General features: G+C 37.8%; 22 protein-coding genes. 10 read left to right on the plus strand and 12 right to left on the minus strand.

From position 1 onward, the window contains the following. Window positions 1-271: 271 nt before the first annotated feature. Window positions 272-3,733: a transcription-repair coupling factor gene (gene mfd, locus NO346_RS14120; protein ID WP_256415553.1), complete on the minus strand. Its 3,462-nt coding sequence runs from the start codon at window positions 3,731-3,733 to the stop codon at window positions 272-274. Between the two features lie 298 nt (window positions 3,734-4,031). Continuing rightward, window positions 4,032-4,460 carry a chlorhexidine efflux PACE transporter AceI gene (gene aceI, locus NO346_RS14125; protein WP_087536854.1) on the minus strand — a complete coding sequence of 143 codons (429 nt, stop codon included), beginning with the start codon at window positions 4,458-4,460 and terminating at the stop codon, window positions 4,032-4,034. Between the two features lie 101 nt (window positions 4,461-4,561). Between aceI and NO346_RS14130 the strand changes: the two genes are divergently transcribed. The 4 genes from NO346_RS14130 to NO346_RS14145 all read left to right on the plus strand — a co-directional run bounded on the left by NO346_RS14130 (window position 4,562) and on the right by NO346_RS14145 (window position 8,561). Then, window positions 4,562-5,455, plus strand: a complete 894-nt coding sequence (locus tag NO346_RS14130; RefSeq protein ID WP_256415554.1) for a LysR family transcriptional regulator — start codon at window positions 4,562-4,564, stop codon at window positions 5,453-5,455. A gap of 107 nt (window positions 5,456-5,562) precedes the next feature. Next, window positions 5,563-6,552: a transaldolase gene (tal, locus tag NO346_RS14135; RefSeq protein WP_256415555.1), complete on the plus strand. Its 990-nt coding sequence runs from the start codon at window positions 5,563-5,565 to the stop codon at window positions 6,550-6,552. A gap of 72 nt (window positions 6,553-6,624) precedes the next feature. Beyond that, window positions 6,625-7,275, plus strand: a complete 651-nt coding sequence (leuE, locus tag NO346_RS14140; protein WP_087536851.1) for a leucine efflux protein LeuE — start codon at window positions 6,625-6,627, stop codon at window positions 7,273-7,275. A gap of 107 nt (window positions 7,276-7,382) precedes the next feature. Continuing rightward, window positions 7,383-8,561 (plus strand): benzoate/H(+) symporter BenE family transporter, encoded by a 1,179-nt coding sequence (locus tag NO346_RS14145; protein ID WP_256415556.1) that lies wholly within the window; start codon window positions 7,383-7,385, stop codon window positions 8,559-8,561. Between the two features lie 48 nt (window positions 8,562-8,609). Here the strand turns inward: NO346_RS14145 and NO346_RS14150 are convergent, their stop codons facing one another. The 4 genes from NO346_RS14150 to pepN form a co-directional block, all read right to left on the minus strand. Beyond that, window positions 8,610-10,442, minus strand: coding sequence for a monovalent cation:proton antiporter-2 (CPA2) family protein (locus NO346_RS14150; RefSeq protein WP_256415557.1), 1,833 nt, complete (start codon window positions 10,440-10,442; stop codon window positions 8,610-8,612). Window positions 10,443-10,607: 165 nt separating this feature from the next. Beyond that, complete coding sequence (locus NO346_RS14155) at window positions 10,608-11,024, minus strand: RDD family protein (protein WP_005160844.1); 417 nt, start codon at window positions 11,022-11,024, stop codon at window positions 10,608-10,610. A 67-nt stretch (window positions 11,025-11,091) separates the two neighbouring features. Continuing rightward, complete coding sequence (locus tag NO346_RS14160; protein ID WP_256415558.1) at window positions 11,092-11,778, minus strand: dienelactone hydrolase family protein; 687 nt, start codon at window positions 11,776-11,778, stop codon at window positions 11,092-11,094. A gap of 108 nt (window positions 11,779-11,886) precedes the next feature. After that, window positions 11,887-14,493 carry an aminopeptidase N gene (gene pepN / locus NO346_RS14165; protein WP_256415559.1) on the minus strand — a complete coding sequence of 869 codons (2,607 nt, stop codon included), beginning with the start codon at window positions 14,491-14,493 and terminating at the stop codon, window positions 11,887-11,889. 344 nt (window positions 14,494-14,837) lie between these two features. Here pepN and NO346_RS14170 point away from each other — a divergent pair, with 344 nt between their 5' ends. Beyond that, complete coding sequence (locus tag NO346_RS14170; protein ID WP_256415560.1) at window positions 14,838-15,095, plus strand: hypothetical protein; 258 nt, start codon at window positions 14,838-14,840, stop codon at window positions 15,093-15,095. Between the two features lie 55 nt (window positions 15,096-15,150). On the opposite strand, the gene NO346_RS14175 is transcribed toward NO346_RS14170, so the two are convergent. The 4 genes from NO346_RS14175 to NO346_RS14190 all read right to left on the minus strand — a co-directional run bounded on the left by NO346_RS14175 (window position 15,151) and on the right by NO346_RS14190 (window position 17,589). Further along, a complete protein-coding gene (locus NO346_RS14175) occupies window positions 15,151-15,624 on the minus strand; it encodes a DUF2147 domain-containing protein (RefSeq protein ID WP_256415561.1) in 474 nt (157 codons plus the stop codon). Window positions 15,625-15,828: 204 nt separating this feature from the next. After that, complete coding sequence (locus tag NO346_RS14180; protein WP_371924588.1) at window positions 15,829-16,266, minus strand: DUF2147 domain-containing protein; 438 nt, start codon at window positions 16,264-16,266, stop codon at window positions 15,829-15,831. A 239-nt stretch (window positions 16,267-16,505) separates the two neighbouring features. Then, entirely contained in the window at window positions 16,506-16,982 is a 477-nt protein-coding gene (locus NO346_RS14185; RefSeq protein WP_087536841.1) for a DUF2147 domain-containing protein, read from the minus strand. A 145-nt stretch (window positions 16,983-17,127) separates the two neighbouring features. Further along, window positions 17,128-17,589, minus strand: a complete 462-nt coding sequence (locus NO346_RS14190; RefSeq protein WP_256415569.1) for a DUF2147 domain-containing protein — start codon at window positions 17,587-17,589, stop codon at window positions 17,128-17,130. Window positions 17,590-17,827: 238 nt separating this feature from the next. On the opposite strand from NO346_RS14190, the gene NO346_RS14195 reads away from it, so the two are divergent. From NO346_RS14195 to NO346_RS14205, 3 genes are read left to right on the plus strand one after another with little or no spacing between them, the layout of a single operon-like run. Further along, window positions 17,828-18,988, plus strand: coding sequence for a hypothetical protein (locus tag NO346_RS14195; RefSeq protein WP_256415563.1), 1,161 nt, complete (start codon window positions 17,828-17,830; stop codon window positions 18,986-18,988). 34 nt (window positions 18,989-19,022) lie between these two features. After that, window positions 19,023-19,844, plus strand: a complete 822-nt coding sequence (gene thiM / locus NO346_RS14200; RefSeq protein ID WP_256415564.1) for a hydroxyethylthiazole kinase — start codon at window positions 19,023-19,025, stop codon at window positions 19,842-19,844. Between the two features lie 17 nt (window positions 19,845-19,861). Continuing rightward, on the plus strand, window positions 19,862-20,500 hold the full coding sequence (locus NO346_RS14205; RefSeq protein ID WP_256415565.1) for a DUF4240 domain-containing protein: 639 nt from the start codon (window positions 19,862-19,864) through the stop codon (window positions 20,498-20,500). Between the two features lie 11 nt (window positions 20,501-20,511). On the opposite strand, the gene NO346_RS14210 is transcribed toward NO346_RS14205, so the two are convergent. Next, a complete protein-coding gene (locus NO346_RS14210; protein ID WP_256415566.1) occupies window positions 20,512-20,886 on the minus strand; it encodes a 5-carboxymethyl-2-hydroxymuconate Delta-isomerase in 375 nt (124 codons plus the stop codon). Between the two features lie 9 nt (window positions 20,887-20,895). Continuing rightward, window positions 20,896-22,608, minus strand: a complete 1,713-nt coding sequence (locus tag NO346_RS14215) for an AAA family ATPase (RefSeq protein ID WP_005160879.1) — start codon at window positions 22,606-22,608, stop codon at window positions 20,896-20,898. 159 nt (window positions 22,609-22,767) lie between these two features. Here NO346_RS14215 and NO346_RS14220 point away from each other — a divergent pair, with 159 nt between their 5' ends. Together NO346_RS14220 and NO346_RS14225 are read left to right on the plus strand one after the other, a co-directional pair. After that, complete coding sequence (locus NO346_RS14220; RefSeq protein ID WP_256415567.1) at window positions 22,768-23,733, plus strand: alpha/beta hydrolase; 966 nt, start codon at window positions 22,768-22,770, stop codon at window positions 23,731-23,733. Window positions 23,734-23,764: 31 nt separating this feature from the next. Beyond that, on the plus strand, window positions 23,765-24,478 hold the full coding sequence (locus NO346_RS14225) for a glutamine amidotransferase (RefSeq protein ID WP_256415568.1): 714 nt from the start codon (window positions 23,765-23,767) through the stop codon (window positions 24,476-24,478). The last annotated feature ends 329 nt before the right edge of the window (window positions 24,479-24,807 follow it).

Here is a 24,807-nt window from a genome sequence, read left to right on the forward strand (position 1 = left end):
TTCATTGATGACTTTATTCTCGATAAAAATCATCTCCTACCACAGAGAATCTATAAATAATAGTGCGTAAGTCCTATCTTTATAAATGATGCATAATAATGATGATCAATACTATCACATCAGTTTTGATGTGAATATTATTAGTCACCTGTTTGATTACAAATAACAATGATTTTCCTTATTTATTACATCGGCATCAGACAAAAAGCACATTATTTGCTTAAAGGGAATCCAAGCTGTTCAATTCGTCAGCAAAAAATATATTTTTCAACTAACTATGTAGCTCATTTAGCAATTTATTCAGTAGCTCAACAATAAACTGAATCCGCTTATCATACTCAACCAATTGCACTGTGACCTTCAAACGCTGTCCTCCTTCCATACGATAATAGGTTGGATTTTTTTGCATTAACTGAATAATGCTGATCGCTTGCACTGGTGTGTCTGGTGAAAACTCGATATAACCGCCATTGCTATTGATATCCACTTTGGTAATACCCAGTTGCTCTGCCCTTAAACGTATTTGATGAACGCTGAATAGTTGTTTGACCGACTGTGGTGGAATACCAAAACGGTCAATCAACTCCATACGGATGTTATCGAGTTTTTCCTGCGTATCGGTGTTACTGATACGTTTATAGAACAATAAGCGTTGATGTACATCACCCAGATAATCATCTGGAATCAGCGCAGGCATGTGCAGGTTGATTTCAGCAGTTAATGATAAAGGCGCATCAAAGTTTGGCGTTTTACCTTTTTGGATGGCTTTGGTGGCTTTTTCCAGCATTTCCATATACAGACTATAACCAATTGCCTGCATCGAACCACTTTGCTGCTCACCGAGTAATTCACCTGCACCACGGATTTCCAAGTCTTCAGTTGCAAGCATGAATCCTGCGCCCAGTGTTGAAGCACGTTGAATAGCATCAAGACGTTTTTCCGCATCACCTTTGAGATGTTTAATGGAAGGCACTAACAAATAAGCATACGCTTGGTGGTGCGAACGCCCAACACGACCACGCAATTGATGTAACTGCGCTAAACCCAGTTTGTCTGCACGTTCTATAATGATTGTATTGGCATTCGGTACATCAATACCCGTTTCTATGATCGTAGAGCAAACGAGTACGTTATATTCTTTGTGGTAGAACTGCTGCATGACTTGTTCCAGTTCACGCTCACGCATTTGTCCATGAGCAACTGCTACACGAGCTTCTGGAACCAAGGTTCGAATACTTTCTGCAGCTCGTTCGATTGTATCGACTTCATTATGTAAGAAGTAGACTTGTCCACCACGCAATAATTCACGCAGAATTGCCTCTTTCACAGAGTCATCCGTATGCTCTTGAACAAAAGTTTTTACGGCTAAACGGCGTGCTGGTGGCGTCGCAATAATAGATAAATCACGCATTCCAGAGAATGCCATATTCAAGGTACGAGGAATTGGGGTTGCTGTGAGCGTAAGCATATCCACATCGGCACGAAGTGCTTTGATACGCTCTTTATCGCGCACACCAAAACGATGTTCTTCATCGACGATCATTAAACCTAAATTTTTAAACTGTACATTTTCTTGCAGAATTTTATGGGTTCCGACCACGATATCAACTTTGCCATCAGCCAAATCTTCAATGATTTTTAGATGCGTTTTGTTGCTTCCGAAACGTGATAAAACTTCGATACGAACTGCTGTATCAGCAAAGCGATCTTTGAACGACTCATAATGCTGTTGTGCAAGTAAAGTCGTCGGCACCAAAACTGCGACTTGTTTATTGTTTTGTACTGCTACAAAGGCTGCTCGCATCGCAACTTCAGTTTTTCCAAAACCAACATCACCACAAACCAAACGATCCATAGGTTTCGCAAGTTGCATGTCATGAAGAGTTGATTCAATCGCATTGGCTTGGTCTAGTGTCTCCTCATAAGCGAAGCCACTTGCGAATTGCATATATGCCGTGTGATCTAGCTCAAACGCAAAACCTGGTTTTGATTGTCGACGAGCTTGTATATGCAATAACTCAGCCGCTACATCATGAATTTGCTCTAAAGCTTTGCGCTTAGCTTTACTCCATGTATCTGTACCCAACTTGTGCAAAGGCGCAAGATCAGGATCTCCACCACTATAGCGACTGATCAAATGTAAATTGGTGACAGGAACATAGACCTTAGCCCCATCAGCATAATCAAGTTGTAAAAACTCATGATCTTGCTGATCAATCTCTAAGGTAACTAATCCCGCATAACGTCCAACACCATGATCAATATGTACGACAGGCGCACCTATACTCAGTTCGGTTAGACTCCGAATTAAAAACTCTTCGGAGACTTCTTGCTGGCGTTTTCGTCTACGTTGAACAACTCTGTGTTCGTAAAGTTGATTTTCAGATATAACTGATAATTGATCTGTGAGAAGTAAACCACGGTCTAAAGGAGCACTTGTAATCGCAACTTTTAGCTTATCCTTTTGGAATTGAGCAAAGCTATCGACTGTTTGAATTTCTCCTAAAACTGAGCGCAGCGCATCTTTTAAAGTTTCGCGTCGTCCTGCACTTTCAGCGACTAAAAGAACAGGAAATTTAATTTGATCGATATAGTTTTTGACAGCTTGAAAAGGCTGCTCTTTTTTAGGATCAACCGCAAGCTTTAGTGGTTGTTCTGCTGCAAGATTTAAAACGCCTACTTTTTCGTCAAATGCTTCTGCTGAAGCTAAAATCCTTGGAAATTGGTTTAATGCCTGTAACACATGATTTGGCATTAAAAAAAGCTCTTCAGGCGGAAGAATTGGTTGGTCGATGTTATGACGGCGATCTTCATAACGACGAACCACTTCTTTCCAAAAATTGATTAATTCATCTTCAACTTCGTTATTTGTAATGACAACGCAATTCTTTGGTAAGTATGTCATAAGCATACTTTGCGCTTCCATCACCTTTTTCTCAAAGAATAAAGGTAAATAGAACTCTAATCCCGGTGTTGCAATTCCTTCAAGTACATCTTGATAAATTGGGTTTTTCTTAGGATTCGCAGTTGGAAAACTTTCTGCGTAACGATCTCTAAAGGTAGAACGTCCCTCTTTTAAAGGAAATTCTTTTGCTGGTAAAACTGTGAAGTTTTTTAAAGATTCAGCGGTTCTCTGCGTTTCTGGATCAAAAAATTTTAAGCTCTCAATTTCATCATCAAATAAATCAATTCGAATCGGTTGATCTTGTCCAGATGCATAAATGTCCATGATACTGCCACGAACTGCAAATTCTCCATGATCATAAACAGTATCAACCAAACGATAACCCGCCTGCACCAGTTGCTTTTTCTGTGCTTCCAAATTAAGTCGTTGTCCAACTTTAATATCAAAATGTTCACCAACCACCCATGAGTACGGTGCAACACGTTGCGCTAAGGTACTGGCAGAAACCAGTAGAATACCCTTTTGTGGCATATTCGCTAAAATCGCCAAACGTTCAGAAACAATATCTTGATGCGGAGATAAACGGTCATAAGGCAAAATTTCCCAATCAGGAAAAATCGTTGGTTTTATCCCGTAAAATTCAAGTTCACTTTCGAGCTGAGCAAGATGCTGATTATTTCTCGCAACAATCACATATAGATTTGAACTTTGCGTGGCAATTTCTTTAAATAATAATGCTGCTGATGATCCACGTAAGGAACCAATCCAGCGCTTTTCACCTGCTTTGAATTGTTGTAGGTTTAATTGAAAGATTTCTTGTTGAAACATAGAGAAAATCATGTAATCGAAAAGACAATGCGCTTAGTTTAGCATGGAGTTTTTTTAGGGATGTGAATTTTCTATTCTGTTTGAGATCTACTTAGGCTATTTAGCTTCTAAGACAATTGATCAGCTAGCATATAGATCAATATATAAAAGAAATAACGAAACCATGAATTATCACAAAAGTTTTCCAGAAATGATCTGTATCCATAATAAGTATCAAAAATCCTTTTTATTTTAATCAATTATGTGATTTTAAGGCATTGTTTAAAAGAGTCTACTAAACAATGCCTTTATTTATATATCAAGATGCAAATTTCACATCAGGAAAGAAACGCTCTTCTACCATGTCATAACACCATTGGAAGATAAAGGTATAAACCAAAATACACATCGTTAGACCAAAATCTAAAATTAATGCATCAATAAAGCTCATCTTCATCATATAAGCAATAATTGGAATGGTCGCAAGCATCAAACCACCCTCAAAACCAACCGCATGCAAGATACGCACAGGAATCGTTCGTTTCCACTGATATTTATGTTCAACTTTCTCAAAATAATGGTTAAAAATCATATTCCAAATCACTGAAATGATGGCCATGATTACACCTAGAATACCAGTCACCTCCAAAGGCATACTAAAAATAAAACTTAACGCAATTGCGATGATGACCAATAAGATCACTTCATAGCTAATTGCATGAATGAGTCTTCTTCTGGAAATCAACATTTTCTAACACTCTTTTATTTGGATACGCGCCATTTTATTTTTATAATTCTGATTAATCCAATCAGGTTCTTTCACTTTTTTTGATAGATTGGTTTTGACAGATGAATATTAATCAAGAACAACTTCTCATGTTTCAGACCGTAATCGAAACAGGTTCATTTTCGGCTGCTGCGCGGAAACTCGGCAAAGTTCCTTCGGCAGTGAGTATGTCAATTGCCAATTTAGAAATTGATCTGAATCTCAATTTATTCGAGCGAATTGGACGTGAACCTACACCAACACCTGCGGCAATGGTTTTATATGAGAAAACTCAAAAACTTTTGATTGAAATCAATCAATGGAAACAACATGCTCATGCACTCAGCGCTGGACTAGAGTCAACTTTAAACATTGTCGTGGTTTCTGAATTGCTACATACCAATTGGACCGATTACATTACGTTGCTTGAACAACATTTTCCAAATCTGACTATTAATATTTTTTCTGCTCCTCAGGAAGATGCTTTACAGATGTTACTGGATCAGTCTGCACAACTTGCACTGATGTTTGAACGAGAACAATTAGATAGTCGTGAACAATTTGTTGAATTAAAAAGAGAAGCTCTTGTTCCAGTGATTGCTCAAGGTCATGCTTTAGCCCAATTTGAGCAAATTTCATTTGAGCAAATGGTGCAGACACGCCAAATCGTGGTCGCTAGCCGTGACCATAGCATTAAACCTGAATTGTTATTTTCTAAAGACTATTGGCGTACAGATAATCATCATTCTGCTTGTATGATGATTCTTCGGAATTTAGGTTGGGGAGTTTTGCCCTTAGAAATGTTTAATGAGAATCCTGAACTAAAGAAAAAACTAAAAGTTTTGGAACTTTATGATTTCACACCTAAGTTTGAATACTATGTCGATCTAGTCTGGAGTCGAGAAAGCGAGTTAGGTGTTGCTGCTAGATTTTTGATTGAGCATATTCGACAACAACGTCAGCAACCAAGAAAATAGAGTAAATCACTCAGATTTAAATGTATTGAAAGCGATGCTTTGCTTTCCTGTAGATTGTGCTATAAAGAAGTTATCCATAATTCTGTTTAAGTAAGAACGCTATATCAATGACTCAGACTGCATTACACCAATTAAAAAATTTAACAACCGTTGTTGCCGATAGTAGTGATCTAGAAGCGATTGAAAAATTTCGTCCCTTAGATGCAACAACCAATCCATCACTCATCACAGCAGCGGCTGAACAACCTGAAAGTAAACAGCTGATTGAAGATGCTTATACACAAGCAAAACAAGAAGGCTATCAAAGTGATGAACTGATTGAACGCACCATTGATATTTTGACAGTAAAGTTTGGCGTTGAAATTTTAAAATTGATTGATGGGCGTGTTTCAACTGAAGTCGATGCTTCTCTTTCTTATGATACTGATGCGACAATTGCCAAAGCGCGTGAACTTTCTAAACTTTACCAAGATTATGGTATTGAACAATCTCGTATCCTAATCAAGATCGCGTCAACATGGGAAGGCATTCAAGCAGCTAAAGTTTTAGAGGCTGAAGGGATTCCATGTAACCTGACTTTGTTGTTTGGCCTACATCAAGCCCAAGCCTGTGCTGATGCCAAAGTCACGCTGATTTCCCCTTTTGTTGGCCGTATTCTGGATTGGTATAAAAAGGCTGAGGGCGTTGATCAATATCCAATTGAAAAAGACCCAGGCGTATTATCGGTTAAGAAAATCTATAACTACTACAAGCAACACGGCATTCCAACACAGGTCATGGGGGCAAGTTTCCGTAGCACAGCACAAGTCCTTGGTTTGGCAGGTTGTGATTTATTGACCATTGCGCCAAATTTATTGGCACAACTGGATCAGGATCAACAAACGGTTACAGCGCAACTGAGCAATGAGGCTGCACAACAGGCGGAAAAAATTGAACGTTCTGCCCAGACCAAAGAAAGTTTTAAAGCTGAACTTGAGCAAGATTTAATGGCTTTCCAATTACTACAAGGTGGTATTGATGGCTTTATCAAAGCACGTGATCATTTGAGTTTATTACTGCGTGAATCTTTTGGTATTGATGCAGAGATTCGACCTTAATTAGTTTATTTTTCACCTATAAAAACCGATTTTTGTTATATTAATGAAAATCGGTTTTTTAATGAGTAGATTGTGTTCGGCATAACAGATTTAACCACTTTCATTATTGGTACAATCTTAATTGTGTTATTGCCTGGCCCAAACTCTTTATATGTGATGTCGGTCGCTTCACGCTATGGTATTCGTACAGGTTATGCTGCGGCATGTGGCGTATTCACAGGCGATTCGATTTTAATCCTGTGTACGGTCTTAGGTGCGGCATCATTATTAAAAGCCTTCCCGATTTTATTTATCGTTTTAAAATTAACAGGCGCTTGTTATCTCGCCTACCTAGGCTTCAAGCTATTACAAAGTGCGTATCAGACATGGAATAAGCCTGCACATCCTACAGAAATGGCTGATTTACCTCGTTTAGATCAAATTCATCCCTATCGTACCGCACTCAGTATCAGTTTACTCAATCCTAAAGCGATTCTGTTTTTCCTGTCTTTTTTCGTGCAATTTGTACAACCCAATTATGCTTATCCAGCACTCAGCTTTCTGATCTTAGCCATTATTGTGCAACTAGTCAGTTTTACCTATCTGACTGCTCTGATTTTTTCAGGTGTTAAATTAGCAAACTTTTTCAAACATAATTACAAACTTGCCGCTGGAGGTGTTTGTAGCGTGGGTATTTTATTTTTTATTTTTGGATTACGGTTGGCAACGTCTACCCTTACATAATAATGTTTTGATCATATGATCAATTAATTCAATCATTTTTAAACTACGATTTCCGCTGAATTAACGATATACTTTTCAATAAATTTTAATCAAGTATAGATGCCTTGATGCAACGTCTAATTCAAGATTTTTCGATTCCTGCCGTTTTTGCTGGTTTTATTACCTTCCTGATTGGGATTAGCGTTTCTGCTGTATTAGTGATCCAAGGCGCACAATCTTTAGGTGCAAATACAGCACAAATCAGCTCTTGGTTTTGGGCATTAGGTTTAGCGATTGGATTATCAGGACTCATCTTATCTTGGAAATATAAATATCCAGTTGCTACAGCATGGTCAACCCCAGGGATTGCACTGATCATTGCATCGACTGGCCATTATGACTTGTATGAAGCAATTGGTGCTTTCTTAATTTGTGGCGTCGCAATCGCAATCGTTGGATTTTCAGGCATTTTCCAAAAGTTACTTGCGCATATTCCTCAAAGCCTCACATGTGCGATGCTTGCTGGGATTTTATTAAAATTTGGAATTCAGATTTTTAGCAACTTAGAAAGTCAACTCGGCTTTATCTTAAGCATGTTAGCAATTTATCTTGTGTCAAAACGCTTATTGCCTCGTTATAGCATTGTGCTGACAGTGATTTTAGGAGCGATGATTTGCCCGCTCTTTATTGATTTTCAATTACATTCAATCACTTGGTCTTTTACTCAACCTGTATGGATGCAACCCTCATTTTCATGGTCTGCATTACTGGGGCTAGCCTTACCCTTGTTTGTCATCAATATGACTTCACAAAATTTGCCCGGTATCGCCATGATCAAAAGTTATGGTTATCACCCACACGTCAATCAAATTGTAGGCTGGACAGGCATTGCACATACGATTTTCGCCCCTTTTGGTTGTTTCTCGATCAATTTAGCCGCGATTAGTGCAGCAGTCAGCTTAGATGATCAAGTGCATCCTGATCCGAGCAAACGCTATATTGCAGGTATAAGCTGTGGTTTGTTTTATATTTTAATGGGGCTTTTCGCTGCAACCTTAGTCAGCTTACTCATGTCATTTCCGCCTATTTTTATTGTTGCACTTGCAGGTATTGCCCTATTTGCCACGATTAGCCATAACATTGCAGTGGCTTTTGCAAACGTAGAAGAACGAGAAGCAGCATTACTCACCTTTTTATGTAGCGCATCAGGAGTTCAATTTTGGGGAATTGGTTCTGCATTTTGGGGGCTTTTATTGGGTATTTTTGTTTTAGTTTTATTCAAATTTAAATTAAAAAATAAGTCTTAGTTTAGTCTAGCTAAGACTTATTTAAATCCATTTTATTTCAAAATCGATTTACCTATCTTCTACATCCTTTTCAGTTTCTTCACCATTTAAAATTCGTCCTGCTTGTTTAGGTCGAATCAATGGCGCTGTAGGTCGAGGATGAGAATGTGAGTATTGTAAACCCACCCCAGCATAGACATCATCCGCAGCAATTTCTGTTTCAAAACGCTCATTATCACGCTCACGAATTTCATCGGCAATGCGCTGAACCTCATCTTCATCGACACCCAGTTCTTGCAAAATCACGCCGCCAAACTTGATTGCTGATTCAAAGGTTTCACGAATCATATAATCCACTTTTTGCTTGACTAAATAAAGTGAGTGTTCGCGGTCATAGGAACGTACCAGCAGCTTGGCCAGTGGAAATTCATGCGTCACCAGTTCCACAATTCGATTGGTGGTTTCTTTACTATCGACACACACCACGATTGCCTGAGCTGTGGCGGCTCCTGAAGCATGCAGAATATCCAGACGGCAACCGTCACCATAATAGATTTTAAAACCGAATTTTTCCGCGTTTTGAATCATGTCAATGTCATTATCAATAATGGTGACATCAACGCCTCTTGCCAGTAATAATTGACTGGTCACCTGCCCAAAACGGCCAAAACCAATCATTAGAATACTGCCACTCAAGCCTTCAGCAATATTGACATTGTCTAAATTGATCTGATCTTTGGTTTCGGTAAAACGTTTAAACACAATGCCTAAGATTGGAGTCAATACCATAGACAGTACAATAATTGCTGTTAGATTCGACTTAACGGTATTATCAATGACTTGAGCGGAGACAGCAGTAGAAAACAGAACAAAAGCAAACTCACCGCCTTGCGCCATCAATAAAGCACGATCCAAAGCTTCCGTATGCCGACTTTGGGTTATTCGCGCAATGATATAAATCATGAGTGATTTCGCAAACATCATTGCAATAACGCCACTGACAATCAGCTGCCAGTTTTGCTTCACGACCGATAAATCCAGTGACATTCCAACACCAAGGAAAAATAACCCCAATAAAATTCCTCGAAATGGCTCAATATCGGCTTCAATTTGGTGTCTAAAAGTTGATTCTGATAGCAACACACCTGCAAGAAATGCCCCCATTGCCATAGATAAGCCACTGACTTGCATCAATAAAGCAGCACCCAACACCACTAAAAGTGCAGCAGCAGTCATCACTTCTCGTGCTTTTGCAGCAGCAAGCAATCTAAATAAAGGATTGAGCAACCAATAACCTGCGGCGATTAAACCTGCAATTGCAATTAAACCAATACCTATATTTTCCAAACGTGCTGAGGTACTTTCCACCACATGATTCGGTGCCATAAAAGCAACAATTGCCAATAATGGGACAATTAATAAGTCTTCAAATAATAAAATTGCGACAATTTTTTGACCGTGTGGCTGTGCAATATCACCACGATCACCCAAGAGTTGCATCACAATTGCGGTAGACGTCAGTACAAAACCTGCTGCACCAATAAATGCAACTTGCCATTTAAATCCAAATAAAAGCCCCACACCTGTCAGTGCTGCCGCACAGGCTACAATCTGTAAAGTGCCTAGACCGAAGATTTCACGTCTGAGTCCCCATAAATGTGAAGGCTGCATTTCCAGCCCAATCACAAACAGGTACATGACGATTCCTAACTCTGCGATGTGTAAAATTGATGCGGAGTCTTGGAAGAAAGCAAAGCCAAATGGTCCAATGATCAAGCCTGCAATTAAGTAACCCAGTACCGAACCCAAACCTATTCGTTTAAAAATAGGGACTGCAATCACAGCTGCAGCCAATAAAACCACGGGTGCAATTAAGCTGATTGAATGTGCCTCTGAACTCATGTTGTTCTCATTTTTATCAATGCGATTTTATTCTATGTGAAAGCTTAAAAGACTGATATATCATTTATGAGACATCGCCTCTCAATTCATTTATTTTCATGTGGATAGAAACAAAAAAGCCGTCAACCATGACGACTTTTTTGTGTTCATCTTGAAAATCTAAAGTTACAACTCACGTACAACTACACTTTTTGCGATTTTGTCATGCCAGCCTTGTTTTTTACTATCGAATGCAATCCAGATAAAACCGAGAAAGAAAACCAGCGTAGATGGAAAATAACCAATATAACGAAGAATAGCTTGCCCAACCGTGAGGTTTTCGCCTGTTTTTTCATCCAGTACCTTTAAACGTAATAAACGTTTTCCAGGTGTTCCTGCAAATTTTACCCAGCATACAATATAAAAAACTGCACCAATAATCTGGCCAAGCCAATCTGACCATGTCCAGCCTGTAAAACCACTTGCAGCATTTGGTGCGATAATCATCATGATCGGAATCAAAGCGACAATCAGAATAATCGAATCAATAATAGACGCAAGAAAGCGTATCCAAAAACCTGCATATTCGTATGTATGTGACATTTTCCCCTCTCATTTTATTTCTATAAGAATCAATATTTATAATATGATATGTGCCTAAGCATATCATTTATACAATATTTTGTTTTAATTCACGATCAAAAAATTCAACTGTACGCTGCCAGACCACCTTTGCTTCAGGGAGGCTACGACTGACACTGCGGAAACCATGCGGCATGTTATAGGTATAGGCTTCAACCCGATCACCCAGTTGCTGAATCAGTTTGTTGCGCTTGGTTGCTGGACAGAATGGATCAACATTTGACCAATGCCCCTGCAAAATGCGAATGTCATCCAGAGATTCTTTTTTCGGTACGCCTGCACCTTGAATTCCCAGTGAATGATGATAAACCACAGGTGCCAGCATGTCCTCACGCTTGGCCATTTGAATCACATAACCACCCGTTAAACATTGTCCCAGCATGCCCAAGCGACCATTGGATCTTGGGTCTGCCTTTAACGCATCTAACAAGACATGAATTTCTTGATTAACTTCACTATCAGCTGAATTGATTCGCCCAGCCTTACTGACCATTGCACGAATACAATACTTGACTGCACCACCACCAAATAAATTGGGTACATAAACCAGATAGCCACGATTTGCCAAGTCCTTCGCATCTTCCCGATACACATCGAGAATGCCAAACAACTCATGCAGCAATAAAATTGCAGGGACTTTTTCTGACGTCTGTGCAGGTGCATACACTTCAACTTCGATTTTACGTGTCGGTAATGTGATTGTTTTTATTTCCATTATAGTCATTCGTATTCAAATGATTTCCATACTATTTTTGACAATATTAATTGTCAAATAAAAAAGGATGTCTGACGACATCCTTTTTGCATTCATTTAATCAGTAAATTAAATACTGAGTAAACTGTTCAATGTTTCTGCTACATTTTTCGATTTCACTTTAGGCTGTAACGCCTTAAGCGCCTGTTGCACCTGACTACGTTGTGGTTCGGCTAAAGTATACCAACGAGACAGTACTTGTAATAAACGCGAACCTAAAATTGGATTTTTCTCATCCAAATAAGCGGCAAGCTCGATGAAATGATCAACACCAAAGCTCCACGTATTGACTGGATTTGCAGCTAGTCCACCACTCACTGCACGGATACGGTTCGGTGTTCCCAAATCATAATCGGCGTGCTTAGTCAGATACTCAATCGTTTCCGCTGTCGCACATGGATTCGATGCTTGGATGCTAAACCATTGATCTAAAGACAAGGCTTCATCTTTAAAACGCTTATAGAAATCTGCAAGTGCAGCTTGCGCTTGTGGCGCATCATTCCAGACCAAAACGCGTAATGCCCCTAAACGTTCAGACATATTGCCTGTTTGTTGATATTGGGTATAAGCCAAATCAAACACAGATTCATCACCTTGACGCGCCAACATATTCAAGGTGATATTTTTCAATGAACGCACGCCCATTGCCAAAGAGAACTCTTTTTGCTGGTCTGGGTCTAAAGCCAAATACGTTTCTTTCCAAAATGAGCCAAGATCGCGTGCTAAACGATCCAGCACAGCTTCACGCTTCTCTCGAATCAATTCAGGCTCATAGTCTTGATCAATACGGCTGCCTAAATAGTTTTCACTCGGTACATCAAATAAGCGAGATGCCAATAACGGATCTTTATTCACTAAGTCTGGCAAGGTATTTTTAATTGCCTGAATATAGGTATCCACCTTATGATCTTCTAAAAGAATACGCTCTAATAAAGTTTGTGTCGCTTGCCATTGGTTGAAGCCATTAGTTTCATGCTGAATCAAGAAGGCAAGATCATCATCAGAATAATCAAAGACTAAATTCACAGGTGCAGAGAAATTACGCAACAGTGATGCCACTGGTTGTTCAGTTACGCCTGTAAATTCAATCGTTGCCTTATCCTGATCGAACAGATACACCCCATCTTTGACCTCATTTACAAACAGATCAGTGCTGTGCAAGGTGTATTGCTCACCTGTATTGGCATTGAATAATGCGAGAGCCACAGGAATTGGCACTGCTTTGAGGTTTGGATATTTTGGATGTGCTTTCAAACTTTGTTTGAAGCTTAAACGATAAGTCTGTGCAGCAGCATCATATTCACCTTGAGCTTCTAACTTTGGTGTCCCCGGTTGGTTATACCATGTGAGGAAGTTAGAGAGATCAACACCTGAACCTGCACTCAATGCCGCAACCCAGTCTTCAACTGTAACTGCTTGCCCATCATGACGCAGAAAATATTCATCTGTGCCTTTACGGTATTTTTCTTTCCCCAATAAAGTTGCCATCATGCGATTGATTTCAGCACCCTTCTCATACACTGTCGCGGTATAGAAGTTATTGATTTCAACAAAATGGTCTGGACGAGGTGGATGTGATAATGGTCCTGCATCTTCAGGGAATTGATGCGATTTCAATACCGCTACATCATCAATTCGTTGTACGGCCGCTGATTGTAAATCCTCAGAGAAAGACTGATCCCGGAAAACCGTTAAGCCTTCTTTTAAACACAACTGGAACCAGTCACGACAGGTAATTCGGTTGCCTGTCCAATTATGGAAATATTCATGTGCAATTACAGATTGAACTCGCATAATCGCAGCATCAGTGGTGTATTCCTCATCGGCAAGTACACAAGATGTATTAAAGATATTTAAACCTTTATTTTCCATTGCACCCATGTTGAACTGACTGACGGCGACAATCATGTAGTTATCGAGATCATACGGACGACCATAGTGTTCTTCGTCCCAACACATCGAATGCTTTAATGCTTCCATTGCGATGTGACATTTTGGAATATCTTTATCGATTGCATAAATTTCAAGAGCAACATCACGGCCTTCTGATGTGGTGTAACGATCTTTCAGTACCGCTAAATCACCAATCACACAGGCAAATAAATAGCTTGGCTTTTTGGTTGGATCTTGCCAAATTGCAAAATGACGACCTTCCCCAGCTTCACCCGTTTCCAATAAGTTACCATTTGCAAGTAATACTGGATATTTTTTATCCGCTTCAACACGGGTGGTAAACTCCGCCAACACATCTGGACGGTCTGGATAGAATGTAATTTTACGGAAGCCCTCAGGCTCATTCTGGGTGACAAATAAGTCACCTGCCTTATACAACCCCTCAAGCTGGGTATTTGATTCAGGATGAATAATCACTTTGGTTTGCACAATGACCTGATCTGGTGCATCGGTGATCACCAATTGTTCACTGTCCAGTTGATACTGACCAGCATTCAACAACTGTCCATTCATTTGAATGGATTGTAACTCCAGATCACGACCCAACAATACCAGCTCACCCGCTGCCTGACGCTTCATCACCAGTGTAGAATCAACAATCGTATGATCATCATAAACTTGAATATTTAAGTTGATTGATTCAACCAAGAACGATGGCTTTTGATAATCTTTTAAATAAATCGTTTGATCTGCTTGTACAGGAGGCTGTGCTGCAATATTCATCAGTATTCCTTATCGTTCATCATGTCGGATGGTCTTGTTATCAAGACTTCTTGATTAGTCGATCATACGCCAACTTACAAAAGCTGTCTTTAAGCCCATATCTTAGTTTCAAGTATTTTTATTGGGGTTTAGTTCAGTGATTTTCAAATTAATTGATTAAAATGGAATTTTATTTAGACAGAATAACAACAGTATTTTCTAATTTTAAATAAACGCTACAAAATTAACCAAATTCTAAGGTTCGAATTACATTTTTTTTATGCGCTTTACATTTTGTGCACGGTTATTGCTTAAGTTTATATGCCAATGTAGGTAATACAATAAAACAAGCGAGGGTTAAGACGATGGAATTAAAAGCACACTTATATCGTTTAGAAAATATTAAAGCGATCCATGATCTCGCAAAAGCAGGTGTGGATCATCATGTCATTTCCGTTTTTTTAACAGCAGAAGGAATCGAACTCAGCAGCTTAGAAGTAACGAATATCGTGAATACCTATGACGAACTTGGAAAAGAAAAATTACCAAGTAAAAAAGTTCAAGCGCTTATAAACGCCAAAAAAATCGGTCAGGAGGACGAAAATATACCGTGCCCTGTTTAGTTTACCCAATAAAAAAACCTCGAATCTGAAATTCGAGGTTTTAGTCAAATTAAAACTAAGGATTTGGGCTATCAGTACGAATCCACACTTGTGTACGACCTAGTGCAGAAATACCTACATATCCACGCAGACGTAAACGTTTACCGTCAGCACTTAAGTTCGCCTTGCCTTTATAGATTTTACCGCTCTTAGGTTCTAACACACGACCATCCATGTACAAATTTGGATTTTTTTCATCTTGTTTAAACCCCAAAAATGTTTCCATACCAACTAATGGTTTATTAGTATATGGAGGAGGACATTTTGTACAATGGGTTAATGCCACACCACCAGGAGCAGGGTAACGATAAAGAATTTTTCCATGAAACGTCCCATCGGCACCTTTCTTAATTTCATAAATCGAAAGCTGCTCACCTGTACGATCATCAATACTTTTCCAGTAACCCTCAATCGATGCAGCAAAACTTGTCACGCTTGCAAAAGCAATAGCCCAACCCACGATTCCTTTCATAAACATTTGATTTAGCATACTAACCCCGTCTTTTAAAAACTAGCCCATTCATCTTTATAGGTTTAATTATTGAAACTTATCACACTTCACTAGAACTTTCACTCTACTGGTGCGTTCTTTTGCTTTAAAAAACTTATCTAACTGATATAATTCATGTAATCAACGATAATATTTTTTAAATACAAAATAGATTCTTCACATTTCTATCAAATTACAAGATTTTTAAGGATTGGCATGATCCGTCCTTAGCCAAACCACAGTCCGCCCTAAAGCCGAGATCCCCATATAGCCACGCATCCGTAAACGCTTACCATCACTCGTTACAAGTGCCTTGCCCTTGTAGATCCGGCCACTGGTAGGTTCCATTATTCTACCATCAATATACGCATCTGGATTTTCAGGATTATCTTTGAGCTTTGATAAGATTTCTAAGCCAAGGATTGGATGATTGGTATATGGTTCAGGGCATTTAACACAATTGGCTAGCTTAATACCGTGTGCATTGGGGTAACGATAGACAATTTTGCCATGATAATAACCGTCTGTGCCTTTTCTAATTTCGACAATTGAAAGCTGCTCACCCGTACGATCATCTATACTTTTCCAGTAACCCTCGATTGAACTTGCATAACTACTAATACTTGTAATAGCCAATACCATTCCGATTAGGCATTTCTTTAATGAATTTTTATACATAGAAGCCTCAACGTTTTGAATAAGAAAAATCTTTTTTATGCTCGACCTCTTAGGATATAGCATAAAAAACCTTTCTGATTCAATATCAAAGCATTGACACTGATCTACATAGATGAATTCATAAAATGACTAAAAGACGATTAGACATGAATTCATTTAGATATAAACCCAAATATTGAACCAAATTTATTTGTTCAACAGGGTTATGGATTGGCACTGTCAGTCCTAATCCAAACTTGGGTACGACCTAAAGCAGAGATCCCCATATATCCGCGCATGCGTAAACGTTTACCATCAGCACTTAACTGAGCTTTGCCTTTATAAAAATTGCCCGTTTTAGGTTCGAGTATTTTTCCGTCTATAAAATGGTTTGGATTTTTAGGGTCTTCTCGCAAACCTGATGCGATCTGAAGTCCTAAAATAGGTTTGTTTTTGAAAGGCTCAGGGCATTTCACACAATTGGTTAATACACTACCACCACCTGGAACAGGGTAACGATATACAATTGTTCCTGTATAAGTATTATCAGGTTTCTTTTTAATTTCTACGATTGAAAGCTGTTCGCCCGTACGGTCATCAATACTTTTCCAAAAACCTTCAGGTGTCATCGCGAAATTAGCAGTTGCGAATAGGGCAAATGAAATTCCCACGATTCCTTTCATGAGTGAATGTTTTTGCATAATATGCTCTCCCTAAGTGCAAAATAGATCCATCTGATATACATTTTTATTCCAATGTTCTTAGACAGTCAACAAGACGAGTGGATATTTAATTGTTTAAAATCACAATAAATTTTAAGCAATTCATATATTAAAAAAGAAATGATTACGGGTTCACACTATCTGTGCATATCCAAACCGTATTTCTACCCAAAGCTGAAATTCCAACATAACCGCGGATATTTAAATGCTTACCATCAGCACTTAACTGAGCTTTGCCTTTGTACACTTTTCCAGTTTTGCTCTCTAAGATGCGTCCATTAATAAAACTATTTGCTTTATTGGAGTCTTCAACCAAACCAGTTAAAACTTCTAAACCTAAACGTGGCTTTCCTGTATACGGCGGTGGACAGTTAACACAATGTGTTACGATCGCCCCTTGTGCATTCGGATAGATATAAACGATTTTTCCGCGATAAGTGTTATCCGCTGCTTTCTTGATTTCAATAATAGTCAGTTGTTCGCCTGTCCGATCATCAATACTGCGCCAATAGCCTTCAATTGTACTTACATCTGAGAGAATACTTGTAAAACAAGCAATTAATGCAATAGAGCATTTCAACAATATTGATTATTCATCCTTATCTCTTTCTACTTCTAAAACAAACTTAATAACATCTTTTAATTGGGACAGAAATTTACCATATTTTAAAAAATGGATAAGCCACCTGCTTAGCTTTTATATAAAATTCAGTGGATTAAATCTCAATACAAAACCACTTTTTCAGTGCAAATAATCTTTTTCTCACTCCGAGCACGAGCAATGTATAATCCTTTCATTTCGTGGTTATATAGGTTTATTGTCAATGGATTTACAGATTCTGCAAAAGCAGTTAGATGAAAGTAGCCATTGCCCATTGTGCCAAGCATCCATGTTCTGGATTGAAGCTGAACAATATTCACAAGAAATTCAATTTCACGAATGTAGCCATTGCCAACATCGTGTATTTAAAAGTGAGAGCAAACTGAATTGCCATTGTGCTCAATGCACAGCTCAGCGCAAAAAACAAACTCAACAAACTATTTTACAAGAACAACGTAAATACAAAGTCAAAGATGAAGTGATTTATAGCCTGAATCAACTCAGCTTTATGCATAAATTATTTTTACTAAGTTTATTGGACAGTTATGCTCGTGAAGATGTACAGCATGATGAATTCATCCACTGGAAGAATATTAAATATCATGATTTCACCCCCAATTATTTATTTCAAAATCAACTCGTTCAAGAGTTACTCAAATTAGGCATCTTTAAATCACAAGATTCGAGCCTAGAACCAGAACATTTTTATCTTAATCTTCGGCTTGATGGTTATTCTGATCCGAGTCTATTTAGTGTAACCCAACAATTGCGCCATTGGTTTTATGAGAATCTAAGTTTGGGTATTCCCTTCAAAACAACAGATGAAGTTAAAGATGCTTTGTATTTGATTCTTTATCAAGAAATCGTCCAGTTCATGCAGTTTTATTGTAGAACTTGGGGAATTCAAATTGCAGGCAATCGCTCCTTTCAGGCCTTTTGCTATCGCTTGATGGAAGGACTCGCAGTGGGTCAAATTTTTTACTTAATTCAAACTGCGTTAGAGTATCTCTATAAGCAAAAAGCATTGCAGCCAAGAAACGATAAATTTATTAATACCAACTTACTCAAAAAGACATTAGCACAATATCGTGAACGCGCTTTGGCTGAACGTTGGGAAACCACGACATTACCTCGCCCATACACCATTCCATTTAGTAAAATGAGCGAAGTATTATTATTTAAATTCTTGGGTTATGACGAAAGTGTTTTTATTCAACCTGTCTGGAAATCTTGGCGCAAGATTGAAGCTCGTTTAAATTTTTACGCAGTAAAGCGTTGCATGTATTGCGGTTCAAATGATCTTGTAGTCGATTATGATGCTACAGACTATGTATCATTGATTTGTCGTCGATGTAAGCATCAAGACCACTACTTTACGCGTTAAACTATTATTTTTGTAAATTTTTAAGGGGTGATGAATGTCACAAAAACAACAACTGATTGAACAAGTGATTGAAGCTTGGCAAGCTCTTCAGCAACAAGCCCCATTGGTACAATGTATTACCAATAGTGTCGCCAATAATTACGTCGCAAATATCTTACTTGCAGCTGGTGCATCGCCCGCAATGATCGACAATCCATTTGAAGCAGCAGATTTTACAAACATTTGTGCAGCTTTAAACATCAACATTGGTACACCGACGACTGAACAAACTCAAGCGATGCTCATTTCTGCTGAGACAGCACAACAGCAACAAAGACCATGGGTACTCGATCCTGTTGGCTATGGAGCAATCCTGAAATGGCGTAGTGAAACTGTCGATCAATTACTCAAGTTTCAACCTACGATTATCCGTGGCAATGCCTCTGAAATCAGCACTTTAGCGGGCAGTCAAGTTCAATCTAAAGGTGTTGATAGCACATTAAATAGCCATGATGTTTATGCTCAAGCAAAAAGCTTGTTACAGCATACAGAGTGTGTTGCGATTTCTGGTGAATCTGACTATATCATTTCCAAACAATTGGATATGGTAATCAAAGTAAATGGTGGTTGCCATTTACAGCCTAAAATTACTGCAACAGGATGCGCTCTAGGTGCATTAACCGCCGCTTATCATGCAGTAACGAATTCAACCATTGCGGCGCTTGCTGCACATATTCATTTTGCTATTGCAGGCAAACTGGCATATGACCACGCCCAAACAGTTGGAAGCTTTAATGTCGCTTTTTTAGATTATATTCATATGCTCGATGATAATTTAATTCAGCAATATGTAGACATTGAAATTTTAGAACTTTAAATATAACGAGAAAAATAATGTCTTTATTTGAATATAAGCCTAATTCTAATCCTGATGATCTTCTATTTTGGCTTGCAATCGACATTTCAAATACCCAAAAAGATCTACCTTGGAATGAATATGATATAGATACACATTTAAAAAATTTAACCCTATACCTGTCTAAACTAAATAAAGAACAACTCATCATCTTTGAAAAAACATTACAAAAGAAGCTCTCTCAACTTTATAAGGCTGAAATTGCTGAGTTATCCATGATTCTTGAATGTGATTTCACTAAAGATCATGATATTTATAATTTCGACTCATACCTATCTGATGATGGTTTTATTTATTTCCGATGTTGGCTAATTCTTAAAGGTAAAACATTTTTTGATGATATTAGAAGTGATATACAAAGTTTTATTAATGGGAAATATAGTTTCGATATTAGTAATTGTTGGGCAGAGGAACTACTCTATTGTGCTGATGAAGCCTACCTTTTGAATAATAATGATGAAAGTGAAACTCCTATTCGTGATGCTGTTTATGACTTATTTCCAGACAATCACTATGATAGTGCTCACTTTTCTATGGATAGGCAGCTTCTTCATGGAGCAGAACTTCAAATTAAATACCCGAAATTGGTCAAAATAATCTGTGCATTGAGAAATTAAATGATCATTCTCTAATGATCATTTTGAATCGTTGCCTTAAAATAATTCTCTTTTGGCATATCAATCACTTCAACACATAATTGAATTGAATATTCAGCCTCATTTTTTAGATAACCTTTTTGTTCTAACAATCGGAGTAATGCCTCACCTGCTGCTTGCTTCTGAATTTGGGTTCGTCCACTCAAAATATAAAGTTTTAGATGAACATAAGCTTCTTGATGATCCTCCAACCCAATCAAAAACACCTCATCTTTAAAAATGCGCGACTTAATATCATGGGCACTAAATAATCCAGTCTCAACCAGTACTGTATTAACTAGCTTAAGAAGTTTTTGCTGATCAAGATCAGCTAAATTTGCTGAATAATTTGCAATCAGATGAGGCATTTAAATCCCTTATTCGATAAACAGTAATGCTAAACGGACTTGATCATAAGCCATACGCGGACTTGTAGCTTCCACAATTGGACGTAACTTAATTGAACCATCATCGGTAAAATGCTCAGGATTTTTACGTTTGTGTAAACGTTTATAAATCTTACGAACTTCTTCAACGACTTCATCACCGGGGTTGGCAATGGAAATATCTAATCCTTGCTCTTTATGCAATCGCGCGAGATGGTTAATAATCGTTGCAGGCGTTAGCCCTCGCTCATGCGCGATATCTTCAATTTCATAACCATCTTCAAATAAAGCACGTGTTTCCTCTAAAGTCGCTGCTGCATAATTCTGTTTTTCGCCTTTCGAAAGTTTTTTCTCGTTGCGTGCAATTTCAGTTGCATTCAGCGTGCCGCCACAATGACGAATAAAGGCATTATGCTGTGGGGTTAGATCAATATTTTCAAAATTCACTTCTGCTTCGGTCGATAATTCCTGAAAACGGCGGTCTGCTTTAATTGCTAAACTATCCAACTCAAGTGCTTGTTCATTAAACCCAAGCAATTTCAGTCCAGTTAGTGACTTTAATCGAGACAAAGCCACATAACCCTGACCTTTTTCAAAAGTATGCGTTAAATTAATTTCTGCTGCTTCTAAAGTCATACCCTGACTTTTATGAATAGTGATTGCCCATGCCAAACGTAAAGGAATTTGCTGATAACTTGCAATCACCTTGCCTGCTTCATTTTCAATTGACCATGTTTCTGGTTCAACAAGTAATGTCGTTCCATCTGTCAATTTGACTTTTGGTAAAATCCCTTGTTTATCATCTTCCTCAAAACCAATCACTTCACCTAAACTGCCATTGATATAACCCATATCAAAGTTATTTTTGACAAACATCACTTTGGCATGTTTTTTAAGAGTCAATTCTTCAGGTGCACGTACCGATGACTTCAGTGTTTCGATTAATTTTTCATTACCATCTAAAACAGCATTAAATTGATGACTTTCATTCTCAATTTCGTTCAGATGCTGATAATTGATGTTATCCACATCCATATTATGTGTGTATAAACGGGTAAAGGTCTCGCCAATATCGTGCTGACGCGATTGTTGTAATGCAAAAATATGATTCTGCTGAATGCTCTGTGCTCGAATCGCATTTAATATTTGATTTAAAATTTCATCATCCTGACGGTGTTGCTCAGTCAAATAGCAAACTCGGAATTTTGCTTCAACCCACGCTTCAGACATGAAGCAAAATTTATCTCGATTACTTTCATCTTTCTTACCTACTGGTGGTAACTGGAAAAAGTCACCTGCAACAATGACTTGAATTCCACCAAAAGCTTCATCACTTTCTTTGAAGTATTTAAGCACCTGATTGACTAAATTAAGCTGTTTGGCATGCAGCATTGAAATTTCATCAATAATCAAGACTTGGGCATTTTCTAAATGCTCTTTTAAATATTTACGCTCTTTCATACGCTTCAGATCATCATCACTCAAACGATCTTTAATTCCAATCCCTGCCCACGTATGAATGGTCATTCCATTCATATGCGTAGCCGCGATCCCAGTAGAAGCCGTAATCGCAACGGGGACTTTTCGCGCTTTAAGATAGTGAATATATTGATTTAGCGTATAGGTTTTTCCTGCACCCGCGGAACCTGTTAAAAAAACATTTTCCCCAGCTTTAAGTAACTTCAGTGCAGTCTCTTGTTTCATAATTTCTTCAGTCAAAAACAACAGCACATAGCTTAACGATTTTTTTGTAAAAGTAAAAACTCAAACTGATTTTGAGAACTGTTTGTATCTCACTTTTACATTGACATCCAAACATTTTCATTTAATGTGTTTCTTAATTAATTCAGATTAGATATAAAAATGAACATTTCAAATTCATATAAATATCAAACAGATATATTGGGAGAAGATTATCAGCAACTCACTTTAAATTTTGCTGATGATTATGATGGGAAAGTCGTTGCAACATTAGTTCGCAAGAAATCAGCTCAAGCCACCAAGAAAGCGGTTCTATATATCCACGGTTTCTGTGATTACTTCTTTCAAACAGAAATGGCAGAACAATTTAACCAGCATGGTTATGATTTTTATGCTCTCGATCTCAGAAAATATGGTCGCTCAAAATTACCGCATCAGAAGTTTTATTATCTACTCGACTTACGTGAATATGATGCTGAAATCACTAAAGCACTCGAAATTATTGGTCAAGAAAATCACAATCAAGTTTTACTTGCTGGGCACTCTACGGGCGGCTTAATTACAACGCTCTACGCCGCACATTACCCAGATCATCGCCTGATTAAAGCACTATGGACCAACAGTCCTTTTTATGATTTTTATAAAAGTGTAATAGAGAAAAAAATTGGTATTCCCTTATTAAGCGAAGTTGGCGAACGTTTACCAAATGGTAAATTCCCAAGTGGCTTAAATCAATGGTATACACCAAGCCTACATAAAGATTTCTATGGTGAATGGGATTTCAACTTAAATTGGAAGCCCAAATCACTCCCTTTTGTTCATTTATGTTTTGTAAATGCGATCCACAAAGCACAAAAAGAAATCCATCGCGGTATTAGTTTAAATATTCCAACCTTGATTATGCATTCACACCAATCCAAATATCCAAAAAAATGGGGTGTTGATGCACAGCAAAGTGATGTGATTTTAGATGTCAAAGATATGATACACAATGCAAAGAAAATGAAAGGTGATGTACAAACCTTAGCAATCAAAAATGGCTTACATGATTTAGTCTTATCTGCACCGCCTGTGCGAAAGAAAGTCTATGAGGATTTATTTTCTTGGCTTGAACAAAAAATGCCTTAACTAAGTTCTATTTATAGTGATTACACAGATTATGGATACTTCAATTTCTTTGCCTAAAACAGTTTATGCAATTCAACATCTTGCATTTGAAGATTTAGGTTCATTAGAAGATATTTTTTATCAACTCGGTTTCCGTGTTCGTTATTTTGAAGCGGGTGTGGATGATCTTAAACCCGCTTTAAATTATGAAGGTCTTACCATTATCCTTGGTGGACCAATTGGTGTTTATGAAACTGAAGACTACCCTTTTCTTATAGAAGAAATTGAAGGCCTTAAGCAACGCTTGAATGCGAATAAACCAACTATTGGTATTTGTTTAGGCGCACAATTGATCGCACATGCATTAGGTGCAAAAGTCTACGCAGGCCATCAAAAAGAAATTGGTTGGAGCCCATTAGAAATAAAAAATCTTGATCAAAACCCATTATCAGCATTAGAAAATATTCATGTCTTACACTGGCATGGTGATACTTTCGATTTACCATCACAAGCAACTTTACTCGCTAGCTCAGAAATTTATCCAAATCAGGCATTCGCCGTGGGAAATAATATTCTAGCTTTACAATTTCATCTTGAGATAAACCAACACAGTTTTGAGAAATGGCTCATTGGGCATACGTGTGAAATACGGCATGCAGGCTTATCAATTCCTCAGTTACGACAAGCTAATTTAGATTATGCTGAACAATTAGAAAGTAAATGCAGGGCAATTATTGAATTTTTTTTAGAAAAACTTGATGATTGAATTCATGACTCGAAAACAGTATGTTTATGATAAATTTAGACATACTATTTGCCTAACTTAAATTAATTATTTGAAAAATAGAATATTACACTTATTAAAATTTTATTACAGAAACAAACATTAAGACCAATAAGTAACGACAGTACTCGCAAGCTATTTTCTAAAAAAGCAATAAAATAACATTATTCATTTACACTCTTTTAGTTGGAATAAACATATGATCAAGTTAATAAAAAGTTTTCACTCAATCAATAGACTTCCTTCATAAATCATTTTTCAATCAATTTAATTGTTTATCTTTCACCCAATCTAAATTGTATATGCCAGCA

It is taken from the genome of Acinetobacter sp. 5862, assembly GCF_024494585.1.
Classification (GTDB): domain Bacteria; phylum Pseudomonadota; class Gammaproteobacteria; order Pseudomonadales; family Moraxellaceae; genus Acinetobacter.